This window comes from Microcoleus sp. D3_18_C4, from assembly GCF_036702355.1.
GTDB lineage: Bacteria > Cyanobacteriota > Cyanobacteriia > Cyanobacteriales > Microcoleaceae > Microcoleus.
The window spans coordinates 51,538-66,482 of the sequence record NZ_JAUBTF010000005.1 but is presented as its reverse complement, the minus strand read 5'-3'; the positions used below and the strand labels follow the sequence as shown (position 1 = coordinate 66,482).

Below are 14,945 nucleotides of genomic sequence, written 5' to 3'. Positions count from 1 at the left end.
CAACTATCTAAATTCGGACGAGAAGACTCAGGCCGTGAGAGTCCGTGCCACAAGTTCCCAGCAAACCATAAGTTTCTGCTAATTCTTTGACTAAAGCAGTTTGTTTGGGACTCGGTTTCCAAGGATTGGGATTACCGTAAGCATAGTAAATTTCTACACCGTCAATGCCGAAACGGGCTGCTTCTGGGATTAGTTTATCTGCAGTCGATCGATACCTGCAAGGATGTGCGAGAACTGCTAAACCTCCTGCTTCATGAATAGCTTCAATTACCCTAGCTGCTGAATAACAATAAGTGCCTTCTGTACTTTTACCTCGTAGGTATGGTTGGAGACTGGGATGTTGCGGATCAAAGGCGTAACCGAGAATGTGTACCTCATTGTTGAGCAATTCGGCATTAATTTCAGCGCCTGTCCAGAGACTAGGTGCTTCGCTATTTTTGTCGGGATGGTTTAATTTCCAATTATCCAGCCAAATTTGAGCTTTAACGTAGCCTTGGGTGCTGTGGTGGTCGGTGATAGCTAAGCCTTTGAGACCTCCGGCTATGGCTTGTTCCATCAATTTCTCTGGCTGCAATCGCCCGTCGGAGTAGACTGTGTGCATATGAAAATTATAGGAACCCGGACAGCTATCGGCATCAATTGTCTGAAAGACTTGTTTGAGTGCTGAGATATTCTGGGCTTCTGGTTTGAGACTAGAACTTGTTGGGGCAGCGAGATTGACAGCCATAAGCGTTATTATAAAAAAAACTAACCTTGTTTAATATATCTAATAAATTGATATGTTGCACCTGTGGCAATAGTCTGCTGTGGGATTGAAATATCTGGCGGATTGTTGCGTTCGGCACAAGATATCAATTCACTCGCACATCTTGCACAATTCTTTATCCAGAATTTTATTGTCGGGTGGGGGTCGGTTTATGAGATTATTGATTTTAGGCAATTTATAGTGGGTAAAACTCGCCTCTACAGCTTTGGGGAGAATGCCGCAAGATATCAATTTACTCGCACCTATTGCATCATTCTCAGCAACAGGCTTTCGGGCCTGTTCCACAAAGAGTAAATTTTATTGTGGAGTGGGCATCCTGCCCACGCTTAAAAGGTTTGTGGAAAATGCCACAAGATATAGCAATCCTCGCATCATTTGTGATTTTCTTACTCCCTCCCCTTGATAAGGGGAGGGTTGGGGTGGGGTAAAAAGTTTACATCTCCTGCAAGGATTGCTATATCAATTCAATCGCACTTTAAACCTGCGGCTGCGGCTGTGGAAAATTCGATCGGCACAAATGTAACTCCAAACTGTTCTCTAGAACACGGTACAATATGCGCCACTCGTTTAGGAGGGTTTTTCCGATTTCCAGTCTTCGAGTCAAACTCAATTATACCGGAGGCTCCTTCGGCTTTAAAGTTGGGATCGGCTAAGGTTTTTTGCATTCCTTCGCGGCTAGGTTCTGGCTGCATTTCGAGGGCTTTAATCAGCGTCCGGGCGGCATCGTAGGTTAAAGCCGATCGAGTATTGACCGGGCCTCCCCACAATTTTTCAGCGTTTTGCGGAAATTTTTTGTCAAAACTTATTAACGGATGCCAAAACACAGATATGCCCAGTTTTTCAACAGACTTTAGCTCTTTTGCTACCTCTAACGTTCTCGGCTCGTACAGAGTCCAGGGCCCGACAATCCAATTGCGATCGCCATTAGCTTTAATCATTGCGATCGCATTTTCCAGGGAATTAGTGACTTGACCGTCGGGAATGACAAGTAAGGCTGTTTTTCCGGCTTTCTCAACTTCTTTGATTGCTGCTTCGGCGTCTAAATTATTTTTAGATAAATCGTAATAATTCCTAATTCTAAAAGTCGAGCCTCCTTTGGCTTCAAATTGCTCTTTAAATTCTTCCCACAAAGAAGCGCTAAACGGACTGTTGGGATTGTAAAATACTGCGGCTTTTTTCTCACCGACCAAGAGCAGTTGATTTACTAAAGCTTCAGCTTCTATGCTAGTTGTAGGAGCCGTCCGAAAGAAAAATTTTCGAGGTTTTCTCGTCAGTTCTTCTGTTGTGCTTCCTGGAGAAATGGCGATTAGTTGATTTCGATTGTAAATATCTACGGTTTCTACAGTCATGTCGCTGGTGTAGTGGCCGATAACTGCTAGAATATCGGGCTGAGCGACCAGATAATTAGCCCTTTGAATCGCGTAGGATTTGATATTGCCATCATCAGCAATGATGACTTTGAGACCTTTTCCTTTAATAGCTTTTGGTTGGAGAAAGCCTTGACCGGGAAAATTTTTATTGTTCTCATTTGCAGCCAGAAGACCTAAATTAACTTCGGTTTGAGCTTGAGCAATGCCACGAAGCAGTTCTTCTGCTAAATTTGCGTTGAGGATGCTGCCGTCCTGATTTCTGCGAATGGGAACAACAATTGCGATCGTGTAATATTCTGCATTTATTGCCTTCAGCAGAGCATTGTTGATGTAAATTAAAGTTTCTGGATCTCTGCGGTCTTCCCGCCAGGACTGTTTAAGTAATTTTAAAGCTTCGGGATAATTAGAGTCGGCAAACTCATTTATTCCCCTTTGTTTTGACCACAGGGCGGAGGTTTGCACTAAGAGTTTTTCGCCGGAACTTACACCATCGGCGGAGGGTGTCAGCAACGTTGGTTGCGGGGAAATTCTGGGGATTAGCGGGAAAATTCTGGGGATTAAAAGTACGATCACCCCAAAAGCCGCAATTCCCGCAACGCCTAACAGCAGCCAGCGAAAGCGCGATCGCAACTTCCGCGAAGTTTTGGGTAATTGGGGCCCTGGGACGATCAAATTCAAGTCTTGCAAAACTTCCTCAACAGACTGGTAGCGGTCTTGGAAGTGGAAGCGCACCATTTTGGTTAAAATATTTGTTAGACCATCGCTAACTGGTTCAGATGTTAAATAATCCCAGATAATTTCGCAATTTTCGGGGTCTTGTGGCAGATTGGTGGGACGCCGCCCGGTGAGGGATTGAATCGCGATAATTCCTACTGCATAAATATCATTGTAGGGTTGCGGGACAGACTGCGGATTGTATTGTTCGGCAGGCATATAACCCCTGGTGCCGATCGCCTGCGATGTGAATATTTCACCAGTAGAGTTAGCGGTAAAAGTGCCGATTTCTTTGACCGCCCCAAAATCAATTAAAACAATTGTTTGATCGGTTTTGCGCCGAATTAAGTTAGAAGGTGTAATATCGCGGTGAATAATATTTTCTTGGTGGACTGATTTTAGTGTTTCCAGAACTTCCCGCAACAAAGCAACAGTTTGTTGCTCATTCCACCGATCGCCCGCAGTGAGTTCTTGACTAAGCGGATGTCCTTCAATATATTCTTGAACCAAGTAAAAATAATCGTTTTCTTCAAAGCTATCGAATAATTCGGGAATGCGCGAGTTTTTGCCGAGACGGCGCAAAGCGCTAGCCTCTCTTTCAAATCGCTTCCTTGCCCTCTCCAAGACGCGCGGATCGTTCGATAGGGGAAAAGGAATTTCCTTAACAACGCACAGAGGATTATTAGGTTTGTTTATTTGTACAGCCGTGTAGGTTCTAGCAAACCCTCCCTCTCCCAACAAAGCGAGAATTTCGTACCTTTCATGTAGGATATGCCCTAAGTTGACACACATAAATCTTCCAACACCTCTTGACAGGCTGCGGCCTTTAATGTTGATTATAAGCTTTTTTGTTGCCCAATACAGCTTGGCAACATATCAAATTCATCTGTGTCTATATCAAAAATACTATAACTCTCAGCAATTGGCAATTCTACATTAGTGAGGAGCGATCGCTAATTATCAATTATCTTTCTGCTAACTTGCTGAGTACAAAAGCAGCTAAAAATCCGCAGACAGTAATTAGTCCGGCAAAATCGTGAGTTTCCTCGAATGCTTCGGGAATCATAGTATCTGAGATCATTGCTAAAATACCCCCTGCTGCTACGGCGGTAGTAGCGGCTATTACTTCTGCAGAAAAGCCGCTGAAAACCGTATATCCTAACAATGCTGCGATACCGGAAATAACTGCGATCGCACCCCAAACTCCAAAAATGTAACCCATCGATCTCCCTGCTTTTTTCATACCGGCGGCGCTGGAGAGCCCTTCGGGAATGTTGGAGAGAAAAATTGCCGCTACTGTCACCCAACTGACAGCGCCTCCAGAAATCATGCTGACGCCAACGACGATCGACTCCGGTATCCCGTCTAACAGCGCGCCGAGGGCGATGGCTAATCCGCCATCGCCTGACTCTGTTTTAGCTGGGTGCAAAGCGCCCGATCGCTTGCGGTGTTTTGCTCCCTGTTGACTCAAAAACCAATTGGCGGCTGTGTAGACAGCAGCGCCACCCAAAAAGCCGATCGCCGTCGAGTCGAAACCGCCGCGCTTGTAAGCTTCATCCATCAGTTCAAAGGATAGCGCTGAAATCAGCACACCAGCGCCAAAAGCCATAATTGTCGCGATCGCGCGCTGGGGAATGCTGACAAAGTAACCCACCGCCGCTCCCAGTAGCAGCGCCGAACCCCCCAGTAAACCCCAAAATCCTGCCTGCAACCACACTGGAAACATCAGCTCTACCTCAAAGGAAAATTTTTTATGCGCGCCTAAAAATTAATTATATATAGGACTTACGGATGAGCGCCATAAACCGGGTTTTTTACCTAATCTGCTAAGTACATTCCTCATAGTTATAGTCGCTAGTGTTCCCCTCAAGATTAACTTTTTTACCCCTGGATGCGATTGACTGGAAACCAGCGATAGCCCCAGGCTTCTAACGGAAGAGAGGGCTAATTTTTTTAACTAGCATTATTCAATCAATAATAACGATATTTGCTCCTAATCGCCGTCTCCGCTGACGGATATCCTGGCCAAAAAATTAGATAAGTAAACCAACCAATCTTTGCTGCAATCATGTGAGAAACCACCCGGATTTTGACTTCGTTTGTGCTGTGTTGGATGTCTAGATAAATTAAGAATGAACTGGCAGCAAAGGATGCGAATAATAAACGTCGATCGCTGATAAATTTGACTCAAGTTAAGACTGTTAATACCGTCGCAGTTGGTAGCAGCGATCGGAAAAATTATCCCGGTAATTTTAAGCGTCGTCTGACAGAAGGATTGGCTCGTTCTAGTGGTTTTAAGCTCGAACGTTTGGGCTGCCTTTGATTCCTCTACAAAGCCAATAAAAGAGCGGTGTAAATTCCAGCACCAAGGACAAATGCCCAAAACCGACTTTCTCGTTCTTCTGGCAATTCTTCTTTGAGGACGTTGAGAACAATTCCTCCGGCTAAAAAAGCAAATAAAACTGCGATCGCAGTTTTTCCAATTTCAGTAGCGCTCCCCAACACCCACCCCACAATAATAGCTGCTGCTAGTATCCAGCGTCCGATGCGGTCATAAATATGCTTGTGATGTTGCCGCAAACCAGAGTCGTTCACTGCAAAGTGCAGGGCCATTGCACAAGAAAACAACAGCAGATTGGTAAGGCCCGGTTCTTCCCGATGCAGCAGCAGATAGCCAATCAGAGCGTTGTAAATTGAAAAAGAGGCAATGTGTAACCAAAAAACACCAAGACTGGTCACATCCTCTTCGCCCCGCTGACGAGATAAATTTGCAATTCGCTCCAAGCCATAAAATACAGTCAATCCTAACAAAGCTATTAAATAAACGTGGTGTTCTAGATAGGAAATAACTCCTGCTTCTACTTGCTCTAATACCACTTGGTGCAGATTTAATTCCGGTAAAATATGCACAAAAACATACGCTACCGAAACCCCACTTGCTGCTGAAAGCCAGCCACTGCGAGGAATAGAAGCAAACCGCAACTTGCCGGAAAATAAATGTGTCAGCGCTAAACCAATGGCAATCAGCGCGGTTAAAGCTAAAGTATTAGGAGCCGATCGCAAAGCTGCTGTTATTACCATAACTCTGCTCTACCAAATTAATCCTGTCTTGAAGCTTTAATGACTTGGTGATACTGCTCTTGCACATCTTTCTGGTCTTGCTCCTGAGAGATTTGTTCGCGGCTACTATTTAAAATCATCTCCGCCTGACGCCGTAAAGCTTCTCGTTGTTGGAAATTGTGAGTGTAAGTGGCGATGCAAGCTAGAGCTTCCAATAAACGAATTGTTACCGCCACATCTGATTTACTGTACTGGCGAATTTGGTTAAAGGCAGCATCCACTAACCCTTCAAACGTCACTCCCTCAACAATGACGCGCAAATTCTGTTCATCGTCGTAGCGATAGGGCGAGGGAAAATCCCTTTGAGCGAGGCGGGATAATCCGGCGCTGAGTCGATCGATACACCGAATCGCAGTAAACGGATCGTTGATAGCAGGAGAAATCGCACGCAAGGCAATTTCAACTAACTGATCGATTGGAAATTCTACATCTTGATATTCAGTCCGTTCTTTGCCCAGAATAAAAGCATCGTTAATCTGTTGTTTCAGGCTTTGATTAACCTGTTTTTCCGGGAAAACCATCGCTACATCGCTACCCTTAACGATAAACTTTCCCGGTCGAGTTGTAAGACGTACAAGCAGATTGTACTGACGGGCAATTTTCATTAATTCCTTGTCATCGATTGCTTGCAAATAACCCTCGCCAGTGGCTTTGATTGAACTTGCTTCCGAGTCAAAATTGGCCGGAATTTCTCCCACTTGTCGCGAGTTGTTCGCCTTAGCTTCTCCGATTTTTTCGGGAAACAGACGATCTAGAGCTTTGTCTAAATCGCCACTAACCTGAGTAATTACATGGGAGGCTTGAATAATGGTTGATGCGTGATGGATAAAGTAAATCAGTACGCCGATACTGGCAATTGCCAATCCGGTACCAACTGTCACCGAGAGTTGGGGTACAAAGAGACTGTATCCTTCTCCTTCTCCATGAATGGTTCGCAGTACGAGTAAACAGTAAATAAACGTGCCAATGAAAGTGCCAAGCACGATTTGATTGCCCGTATCCTGCATAAAATTACGCAGCAATCGGGGACCAAAATTTGAACTCGCCAACTGAAGCGCCACAATAGTAATGGAAAAAGCTGTAGCAACAACGCTGACCATTGAACTGGCAACCGATGAGAGAACCGATCGCGCACCATCGGCTCCACCCGTGTAAATCCACCTCCAGTCTGGTGTATTACCCGTGCGGTCAAGTGTCAGCATGGCGATCGCTAAAATCATCGACCCCACCGCCATCAACGTTGGAATAAACCAGTAGCTAGAGTGCAGCGAGTCCCAAAGTTTGCTTAATTTGACATTTTTCATGAGTAGGGGTGGGGCGAAGATTGTCCGTTGCCGTCTTGTGGCGATCGCACTTCAATGAGTTTTTGCAGAGAACCGCTGATGCTGCGGGGTTTAGGAACTTCGCCATTACCAGCGGGCCATCCTTCGCGTTGACGTTTGCGATCGCCATCCGTCTCTTCGGTTTGGTCGTGAAACAAAATTTGCTGCGTAGGAAAGGGCAAGTCGATGCCGTTGGCAGTAAGCTTTTCTTTAATCGCAGAAAGTACCTTGTCTCGCGATCGCAGATCGTCCATTCGTCGCGGCGGAGCAATCCACCATCGAGCGCGGATATTGACGGTACTTCCTGCAAGTTCCATCAGCAACACGTCAGGAGCAGGGTCATTCAAAACCTCATCCACACTGTGCATAGCTTCCATCATTAACTGCTTGGCTCGGTGAATATCATCGCCGTAGCCGATACCAACGTCGTATTCCATCCGGCGTTTATCAAAGGCGGTATTCACAGTAACAGAATTGGTGAACAATTCCGCATTGGGAATTACAATCCGGCGACCATCATAGGTTCGGATTGTTGTAGCGCGAGTTTCAATATTTTCTACCGTTCCCTCAAAGTTTTTAAACACAATCTGGTCATCGATTTGGAACGGTTCCGTCAAAAGAATTAGGATACCAGCTAGGAAGTTTTGTAAGATATCGCGAAAGGCAAAACCAATCGCTACCCCGCTAATTCCCAGCAGTTGCACCAAATCGCCTGCTCTAAATGTGGGAATTACAATCGACAAGGCAATAAACAGACCAACCAGAACAGTAATACCCTGCGCTAACCTTCCCAACACCAGTCCCAAATTTCTGGATTGGCGGTGGTTGCGGGTAAGCCGCCTGACCGCTCTCTTAATTGACTGGCCAACAAAGAAAAAGATTCCAAAAACAATTAACGCTAGTATCATATTAGGCAGCAGGATAATGAAGCCATTGATCATGCTCTCAATCTTGTCCCAGACTCCGGATATTTCTGCTGTCATAAAACTTCCTCTTGCATCAGTCGTTATTGATATAGCAATCCTAAATCATTTGTGAATTTCTTACTCCCTCCCCTTGGGTTCGGGGAGGGTTGGGGTGGGGTAAAAAATTTACGACTCCTGCAAGGATTGCTATAGTATTAAAATTAGCTAGATCAAACTCTTTTTTAAGGCTGTAGATTACTTTAACGTGAGGCTAATTTAGGACTTACACAGCAACAGTAAATATTGGGGAGGGTTCGTTACGCAGAAAGCTAACGCACCAACAATTTTTTTCAAGTGGATATCGAAGCCACATCTTGACCGTTGAGTTTTTGTGCGATCGCATCCAGCACCCTCTGTTCTGCTTCGGAAAGCTCTCCGCTATTGTCGGCAATGCGACGGCATTGAGCTAATAGCGGTACTGCAAAGTCCGGGTTAAGTTCCTCTAACAATGCACCCAATGGTTTGGGGGACTTGATGTTAGCAGCAATCCTTTGGAGAGAATCGGCATTTAATTGCAATGCCTTCAATTCTGGCAGAATATCTTCCCAGTTTTTGTTGGGATAACTTGCCAAAATCATGTGAACCATAATTTGATCCATCCCTGCTTGCTGGGCGATCGCCACATCGAGATATTTCTCACTTTGTTGCTGAATCGCTTGCAGCGTTTCGGTTCCAGGTTCTTCAGTCTCTTCCCTGACTTTGGCTTCGTAAAACTGGCGCGCCGCATATCCCAGCGCATACAGCATCGTCGCATTCGTACTCGCACCAATCATCGCGCCAGCCAGCGGTACGTTGCGTAAAAAGCCCAAACCAGCTTTCATGGCGTTGCTACCGCCTAGCGCTAACCCAAAAATTGCCAAAACCTCGCCTTTTCGGGCTGGCTGTTGCAAATCCATCCCATAAGCGGCGGCAATTTCATAAACCATTTCGGTTTGAATCGCAGTAGTCGCCGCTAGATCGATCGCCAGCAGTGCAGCCGCGACACCGGGTAAAATGCTGCTAGCAAATCCGACACCACCGGCGTGGATCGCTTTTTCCACCATAATGCGATGGGCAATTTCGCTGGGATATTCATTGGGATACTTTTCTTGGAGTTCCTTGACTTGAGCTTCGGCTTTAGCTAAGTCGATGCGATCGCTGACTCCAACTAACCAATCAAGCCTGAGTACCCCTGCCACTTGTTTCACAAAGGGAAGATTGCCAACATAAGTTACCGCATCTCCGGTTCCTTGCGTCGCTTGTCCAATCAATCGATAAGTTTGTTTAGCAACAGCTTCCCCCAAATCAACTGCTGTGTCAACAACCGCTTTGCCTGTATTCAGTGCAGATTCTGTTGTCTGGGCAATGAAATTTAACAAATCAGACTTGTGCTGTGAATTAGTTTCTTTTTTTGGGTTTGATTGGTCATCCATCACTGTTTTTTCAATTAACTACAATACGCCAGGTTTTCTGCTTGGACGTAGCCTCTCAGAGGCACTGTAATGGGCACCCAACCATCCGTTCCTATACTTTCAATCGTCACTCTTCGTCCATTCGCGACGACTCCAAGGCTTTCCCCATCGTTTGTATTAGCGGCGAAGGAGGGAGCAACTAAAACCGTTGCCGTTAACAAAATCGAACTTGTTAACCTTGTATATTTTTGCCATATCCTCTGCTCTTGCATCGCTTTATCTCCTTTTCAATCTCTATGCCAAAACCTTAGAAAAGGTTTTTAGCTCGTTCATCTTCTCCAAGAAAGGATGAATCATCATCACAATGGTATAAAATCATTCGACTCGCTGCTGTGCTTGTTGAATTTTCTGGTTTTATAATCGCTAATCAAGCATAAACGCGAGGTTTGCGAGCGCCAAGAGCAGCACCACTCATTGCCGCTGCCAAACTCAGCAAAGATCCAAGTAGAAATGACCAAGTAGCTTTAGCTGTATTACCAGCTATATCGCGGACTTGATTTGGGTCTACATTCGGCGCTTGATTCGGTATATTAACGCCGCCCTGTTGTTGTACTTGATTAGCAATTTCTCCAGCATTAGCAGCGGCAGCACCAACAGCACCCGATATCCCGCTTGCTAATAACCAAGCACTAAGTGCTAATGTAGTTCCCCAAAGAATTGCTGCATTCAAAAATGCTGTTTTCTTGGTCATAGGGCCGCAGCTTTGAGCCATCACCCAACCGCCCAAAAATAGGGAAATCAGCAAACTGATAATCGACCAAATTACTACCCCAAGACCAACGGAACCTGCATCTGCGCCTGTTGCACCGGCGCTTAATCCGATCGCCATTGCCAAAGCGCTTAAAAGTAGTTGAGTGCCCAGAGCGATCGCAATTCCTGCCAAAATTGGCCCCCACCTCACTTGATCGTGGTAATCCACCAGCGGATTGACGATTGTAGGCTCAGTGAGTGGATTGCCCGATCGATCTGGATAAGTCATAAAAGATTAACCCCTGCGTTACGTCATTTTTTTTCTTGAAGGTAATTTAAGTTTACTTAATCATCATTACCAGAATATCTACCGATGGGCATAATATTTTTAAGTTGAAAATTTTAAATATCAAAAGTAGTAACTTCGCTTATAAAATCGCAACTTCCTTTAAAAAAAACCAGCAGCTCGTTTAGAGAGGCCCTTAATTTTGTAGGATATCCCCTAGTTAAGGTGATCGTAAAACCTAATAAATCCTTGTGAGAGTTGCTGGCAGAAACGTTGTAGCTTGGCTCGACCCAACCTACGAATGATTAGATAAATTTACCCCCTTGAGTACAGGAAATCGAAATTCATCTACCTAAAGATAGAAAAATATAAAAAAATATCGCTATCTTGATGATTTTCAATTTGCTGAATCATTCATAAGAAGGAAGTATTAGAGCTGATATCTATCTAAAGTAGGTACACAAGTTGATGTAGATAGGTACAGGAAACAACTATGTTACTTTACAAAATTGAGGATTTTAGTCCCAACTACCGCCAAGCCGCTTTTGAGGACGACGATATCAAAGGACTGGATGTGTATGGCGGAAGTACCGATGATAAAATTGGCACGATCGATACTGTGCTGGTAGATGAGACAGGACGTTGCCGCTATTTTGTGGTAGAGACTGGTTCTTGGATTTTTGACAAAAAAGTTTTACTTCCCATCGCTCTTTGTCGCATTGATTTTAATGGGCGGCGTGTTTACGCTACAGGTTTGCGGAGTAAAGACCAAGTGGAACAACTACCCAGGTATGAGCATGGGATGGCAGTTGATTACGATTATGAAGAACAAGTGCGGGGTATTTATCGAACTTCCACAGTAGAAGCGTCTGTACCAGTAGAAGCATCATTACCTTTAGAAGCACCTGTTCGAGTTTCTACAACACATTCGGTCTCGCCTCAAGCTAGTAATCCTGCTTATGACCGGGATACCTACACTTACGAGCGAGAACCCGAATTGTATCAGATGAACGAACAGGATCATCAAAAACTCAAACTGTACGAAGAACGATTAGTTGCAGATAAAAGCCGTCGCAAAACAGGCGAGGTAATAATTGGCAAACAAGTTGAAACCAAAAGGGTAAAACTGGAAGTTCCTGTAGAAAAAGAGCGAATTGTGATTGAGCACACAACTCCAGAATATGCAGGGAGTCGAGTAACCCCAGATACCGCCTTTAAGCAAGAAGAAATGGCACATTTTGAAATCTACGAAGAAAGTGTGAATATCCAAAAGCAAGCGTTCGTGCGCGAGGAAGTGCAAATCAGAAAAGAAGTTGAGCAAGATACGGTTGAGGCAACAGACACAGTACGTCGCGAAGAGTTAGATGTTGTAAAAACAGAAGGGGAATCGGATATAAAAAAACGTAATCCGCTTTAACTCAGCCAAATAGTCTCGTTAAAAATGTAAAAATCAGGAGGATATTTATCATGTCTGATCGCAGGCATTTACCGTCAATCAGCGTAGCCTTTTTAGCTTTAGCCATTAGTATCAGTGGGACTGGCTTTGTGCTAAGTTCCCAGCAAGTTGCTGCTCAACAAGCTAAATCGAAATTTCCTGATGTCCCGCCGAATTACTGGGCGCGTCCGTTTATTGATTCCTTAGCTGAAAAAGAGATTGTTACCGGATATCTAGACGGAACTTTTAGGCCCAAACAGGCTGTAGATCGGGATGAATTTTCGGCGATGATCCGCCAAGCTTTTAATCGAGCAAGCGTTAGAAAGATACCGAGTGGAAGTTACTTTAAGGATGTGCCTAAAAACTACTGGGCAGAAACTCCGATTCAAGAAGCTTATGAAACGGGATTTATGAATGATTTTCCCGGAAATGAGTTTCGTCCGAAGCAGCCCTTGACTAAGGCACAAGCATTAGTTGTGTTAATGAGGGGTTTAAATATGGATTTCAATCCCCCTGTTGTCAAAATTGATCAAGCTGCTGCAACTCCAGCAAGCCCAACTCCAGTAAATAAACGTCGAATTGCTAGGAACCGTTTGGCATTTCCCCTTGCAGCGACTGTTTTGATGCAGCCGTTATTACCTCTAGTGGCAAGACAGCAGCCTGCGGCTGCGCCCGCACCTAAATCGGCTAAGACTGTTCTACCAACAACGACAAAAGCTGCAACTGCGCCTGCTAAAAATTCGGCATTAGATTTTCTCAATTCGTATTATAAAGATGCCGAGAAACTTCCTAAATATGCGGTTGAACCCGTGGCAGCAGCGACAAAGGCAAAGATAGTGGTCAACTATCCAGATCCCAGAGTTCTTAATCCGAACGAGTTGCTGAGTCGGGGTAGTGCTACTGCCCTAATTCATCAAGCTTTGGTCAATCAAGGTCAGATAGAACCGCTTCCAGACAAGAACGCTGCTAAGTACATTCCTAACAGTCCACGTCGCTAGTTCTTCCCTCAAAATTAACTTTTTTTACCCTAGAATTCTATTGACTCGAAACCAGCGATAACCGTAGGCTTCTAAAGGAATAGAGAGCGAGTCGGCACCGAGAGATTCATAGAGCCGATCGCCAAATAAATCGCACAGATTGCTGTATTCGTGAGATTTGAGCGTAGCGGTACAAGGTTTGTCGGCTAGATTGTGGACAGCAATCACCGTCCTGCCTTGCCACTCGCAGCAGTGGGCTAACACCGAGGGAGAGTCGGTTTCCAGAATGTGCCACTTGCCCCTACCCAACTCAGGACATTGCTTGCGGATGCTGATTGCACGTTCCATCCAGTTAATTAATGAGGCAGGATCGCGCTGCGCTGCGGCGACATTGACTTGTTTGTAACCGTATTCTCCGATCGCGATCGCAGGTCTGGCAAGAGTATCAGTTGCAGCCGTCGAGAAGCCACCATTCGGTGCATCTGACCATTGCATCACGGTGCGAACGCTGTCTCGACCTTCCAGCGAAAGGTCATCGCCCATGCCAATTTCTTCGCCATAGCGCAGCATGGGTGTACCAGGCAGGGTGAACAGCAAGCTGTAGATTAGTTCAATCCGGCGGCGAGATCCTCCCATCATCGGTGGTAAGCGACGACGAATCCCGCGCCCGAAAATTTGCATAGTTTTCTCAGGGGCAAACGCTGCAAAAATTTCCTCTCGTTCCGATGAAGTAATGCGGTCTAGCGTCAGTTCATCATGGTGGCGCACAAAATTAAGCCACTGACAAATATCAGGAATATCCGGTAAGGTTTTTAGTCCATCGCGCAGCGCTGTGGATTCTTGACGCGCCAAGGCCAAAAACAGATGCTGGTTCAGCAAAAAGTTGAACAGGATGTGCATTCTGTCGCCCTTAGCAAAGTAGACAGGAATTTGATCGCGATCGACATTTGCTTCTGCCAGCAACACTGCATCACCCTGACGCGATGACACAAAATCTCTCATTTCCTCCAAGAAACCTCGCAGGCTTTCGGGGTCTGCACCTTCAATGCCAATTCCTTTAATTAAAAAGGGAACAGCATCAATGCGAAATCCAGACACACCCAGTTCTAGCCAAAAACCCATAATTTTGCAGATTTCTTCTCGTACCGCCGGATTGCCAATATTCAAATCTGGCTGTTCTTTATAGAAGTGATGCAAATAGTAAGCGTTTGCTTGTTCGTCGTACTCCCAAATACTGTCCTCAGCATCGGGAAACACCAGCAATTCTGGATCAGTTTTGGGTGGATTTTCTGACCACACGTAGTAATTGCGATACTTGGAGTTTTTATCGCTTTTGGCTGCCACAAACCAAGGATGCTGATTGGACGTATGATTTACTACCAGATCGATGAGCAAGCGAATTCCTCGTTCCCTTGCTTGGTGCATGAACTCGACAAAATCTCCCAGGGTTCCGAGTCTCGGATCAATGTTGTAGTAATCCATCACGTCATAACCGTTGTCCCGGTTAGGGGAAGGATAAAACGGCAGCAACCACAAACAAGTAATTCCTAGCCCGGATAAATAGTCTAGGCGGTTGATAAGTCCCTGAAAGTCGCCGACACCATTGCCGTCCGAGTCCATGAAGGTTTCAACATCGAGGGAGTAGACAATTGCGTTTTTATACCAGAGGTCTTTCATATCAGTAAATTTCTTAATAGAGAAACGGTGTAACATGGCTGTGTTCAGAAACTGCCACAGGGCTATTGAGCAAGCTGAATTCCACGGCTATAGCTCATCCTTCGGAAGATAATTCTAAGTCGTATTTGTACCCCTTAAAAATATATCAATATAACGGTATATTAAACATCTA

General features: G+C 45.1%; 12 protein-coding genes. 3 read left to right on the top strand and 9 right to left on the bottom strand.

The window, feature by feature from the left end; translation table 11 throughout:
- Positions 1–7 precede the first annotated feature (7 nt).
- From QUA90_RS03895 to QUA90_RS03885, 3 genes are all read right to left on the bottom strand, one after another.
- Positions 8–727, bottom strand: coding sequence for a PHP domain-containing protein (locus QUA90_RS03895; RefSeq protein WP_333322923.1), 720 nt, complete (start codon positions 725–727; stop codon positions 8–10).
- Between the two features lie 503 nt (positions 728–1,230).
- Entirely contained in the window at positions 1,231–3,642 is a 2,412-nt protein-coding gene (locus tag QUA90_RS03890) for a bifunctional serine/threonine-protein kinase/ABC transporter substrate-binding protein (protein WP_333443926.1), read from the bottom strand.
- A 172-nt stretch (positions 3,643–3,814) separates the two neighbouring features.
- Positions 3,815–4,576, bottom strand: a complete 762-nt coding sequence (locus QUA90_RS03885) for a ZIP family zinc transporter (protein WP_333085227.1) — start codon at positions 4,574–4,576, stop codon at positions 3,815–3,817.
- Between the two features lie 456 nt (positions 4,577–5,032).
- Between QUA90_RS03885 and QUA90_RS03880 the strand changes: the two genes are divergently transcribed.
- A complete protein-coding gene (locus tag QUA90_RS03880) occupies positions 5,033–5,173 on the top strand; it encodes a hypothetical protein (RefSeq protein WP_333443924.1) in 141 nt (46 codons plus the stop codon).
- A 5-nt stretch (positions 5,174–5,178) separates the two neighbouring features.
- Here the strand turns inward: QUA90_RS03880 and QUA90_RS03875 are convergent, their stop codons facing one another.
- From QUA90_RS03875 to QUA90_RS03855, 5 genes are all read right to left on the bottom strand, one after another.
- Positions 5,179–5,931, bottom strand: a complete 753-nt coding sequence (locus QUA90_RS03875) for a hypothetical protein (RefSeq protein WP_333443922.1) — start codon at positions 5,929–5,931, stop codon at positions 5,179–5,181.
- A 17-nt stretch (positions 5,932–5,948) separates the two neighbouring features.
- Complete coding sequence (locus QUA90_RS03870) at positions 5,949–7,274, bottom strand: DUF2254 domain-containing protein (RefSeq protein ID WP_333443920.1); 1,326 nt, start codon at positions 7,272–7,274, stop codon at positions 5,949–5,951.
- Positions 7,271–8,275: a mechanosensitive ion channel family protein gene (locus tag QUA90_RS03865; RefSeq protein ID WP_333443918.1), complete on the bottom strand. Its 1,005-nt coding sequence runs from the start codon at positions 8,273–8,275 to the stop codon at positions 7,271–7,273. Before QUA90_RS03865 ends, QUA90_RS03870 begins: the two co-directional genes overlap by 4 nt.
- A 272-nt stretch (positions 8,276–8,547) precedes the next feature.
- Positions 8,548–9,669 carry a hypothetical protein gene (locus tag QUA90_RS03860; RefSeq protein ID WP_333443916.1) on the bottom strand — a complete coding sequence of 374 codons (1,122 nt, stop codon included), beginning with the start codon at positions 9,667–9,669 and terminating at the stop codon, positions 8,548–8,550.
- 406 nt (positions 9,670–10,075) lie between these two features.
- On the bottom strand, positions 10,076–10,687 hold the full coding sequence (locus tag QUA90_RS03855; protein WP_333443914.1) for a hypothetical protein: 612 nt from the start codon (positions 10,685–10,687) through the stop codon (positions 10,076–10,078).
- Between the two features lie 490 nt (positions 10,688–11,177).
- On the opposite strand from QUA90_RS03855, the gene QUA90_RS03850 reads away from it, so the two are divergent.
- Together QUA90_RS03850 and QUA90_RS03845 are read left to right on the top strand one after the other, a co-directional pair.
- Positions 11,178–12,101: a DUF2382 domain-containing protein gene (locus QUA90_RS03850; protein WP_333322941.1), complete on the top strand. Its 924-nt coding sequence runs from the start codon at positions 11,178–11,180 to the stop codon at positions 12,099–12,101.
- 50 nt (positions 12,102–12,151) lie between these two features.
- Entirely contained in the window at positions 12,152–13,117 is a 966-nt protein-coding gene (locus QUA90_RS03845) for an S-layer homology domain-containing protein (protein WP_333322943.1), read from the top strand.
- Positions 13,118–13,141: 24 nt separating this feature from the next.
- On the opposite strand, the gene QUA90_RS03840 is transcribed toward QUA90_RS03845, so the two are convergent.
- Complete coding sequence (locus QUA90_RS03840; protein WP_333322944.1) at positions 13,142–14,773, bottom strand: alpha-amylase family protein; 1,632 nt, start codon at positions 14,771–14,773, stop codon at positions 13,142–13,144.
- Between the last annotated feature and the right edge of the window lie 172 nt (positions 14,774–14,945).

Bases quoted from the DNA above. Each gene is read 5' to 3' on its own strand.
- QUA90_RS03895 (WP_333322923.1), bottom strand. From the start codon at position 727: ATGGCTGTCAATCTCGCTGCCCCAACAAGTTCTAGTCTCAAACCAGAA.
- QUA90_RS03890 (WP_333443926.1), bottom strand. From the start codon at position 3,642: ATGTGTGTCAACTTAGGGCATATCCTACATGAAAGGTACGAAATTCTC.
- QUA90_RS03885 (WP_333085227.1), bottom strand. From the start codon at position 4,576: ATGTTTCCAGTGTGGTTGCAGGCAGGATTTTGGGGTTTACTGGGGGGT.
- QUA90_RS03875 (WP_333443922.1), bottom strand. From the start codon at position 5,931: ATGGTAATAACAGCAGCTTTGCGATCGGCTCCTAATACTTTAGCTTTA.
- QUA90_RS03870 (WP_333443920.1), bottom strand. From the start codon at position 7,274: ATGAAAAATGTCAAATTAAGCAAACTTTGGGACTCGCTGCACTCTAGC.
- QUA90_RS03865 (WP_333443918.1), bottom strand. From the start codon at position 8,275: ATGACAGCAGAAATATCCGGAGTCTGGGACAAGATTGAGAGCATGATC.
- QUA90_RS03860 (WP_333443916.1), bottom strand. From the start codon at position 9,669: ATGGATGACCAATCAAACCCAAAAAAAGAAACTAATTCACAGCACAAG.
- QUA90_RS03855 (WP_333443914.1), bottom strand. From the start codon at position 10,687: ATGACTTATCCAGATCGATCGGGCAATCCACTCACTGAGCCTACAATC.
- QUA90_RS03850 (WP_333322941.1), top strand. From the start codon at position 11,178: ATGTTACTTTACAAAATTGAGGATTTTAGTCCCAACTACCGCCAAGCC.
- QUA90_RS03845 (WP_333322943.1), top strand. From the start codon at position 12,152: ATGTCTGATCGCAGGCATTTACCGTCAATCAGCGTAGCCTTTTTAGCT.
- QUA90_RS03840 (WP_333322944.1), bottom strand. From the start codon at position 14,773: ATGAAAGACCTCTGGTATAAAAACGCAATTGTCTACTCCCTCGATGTT.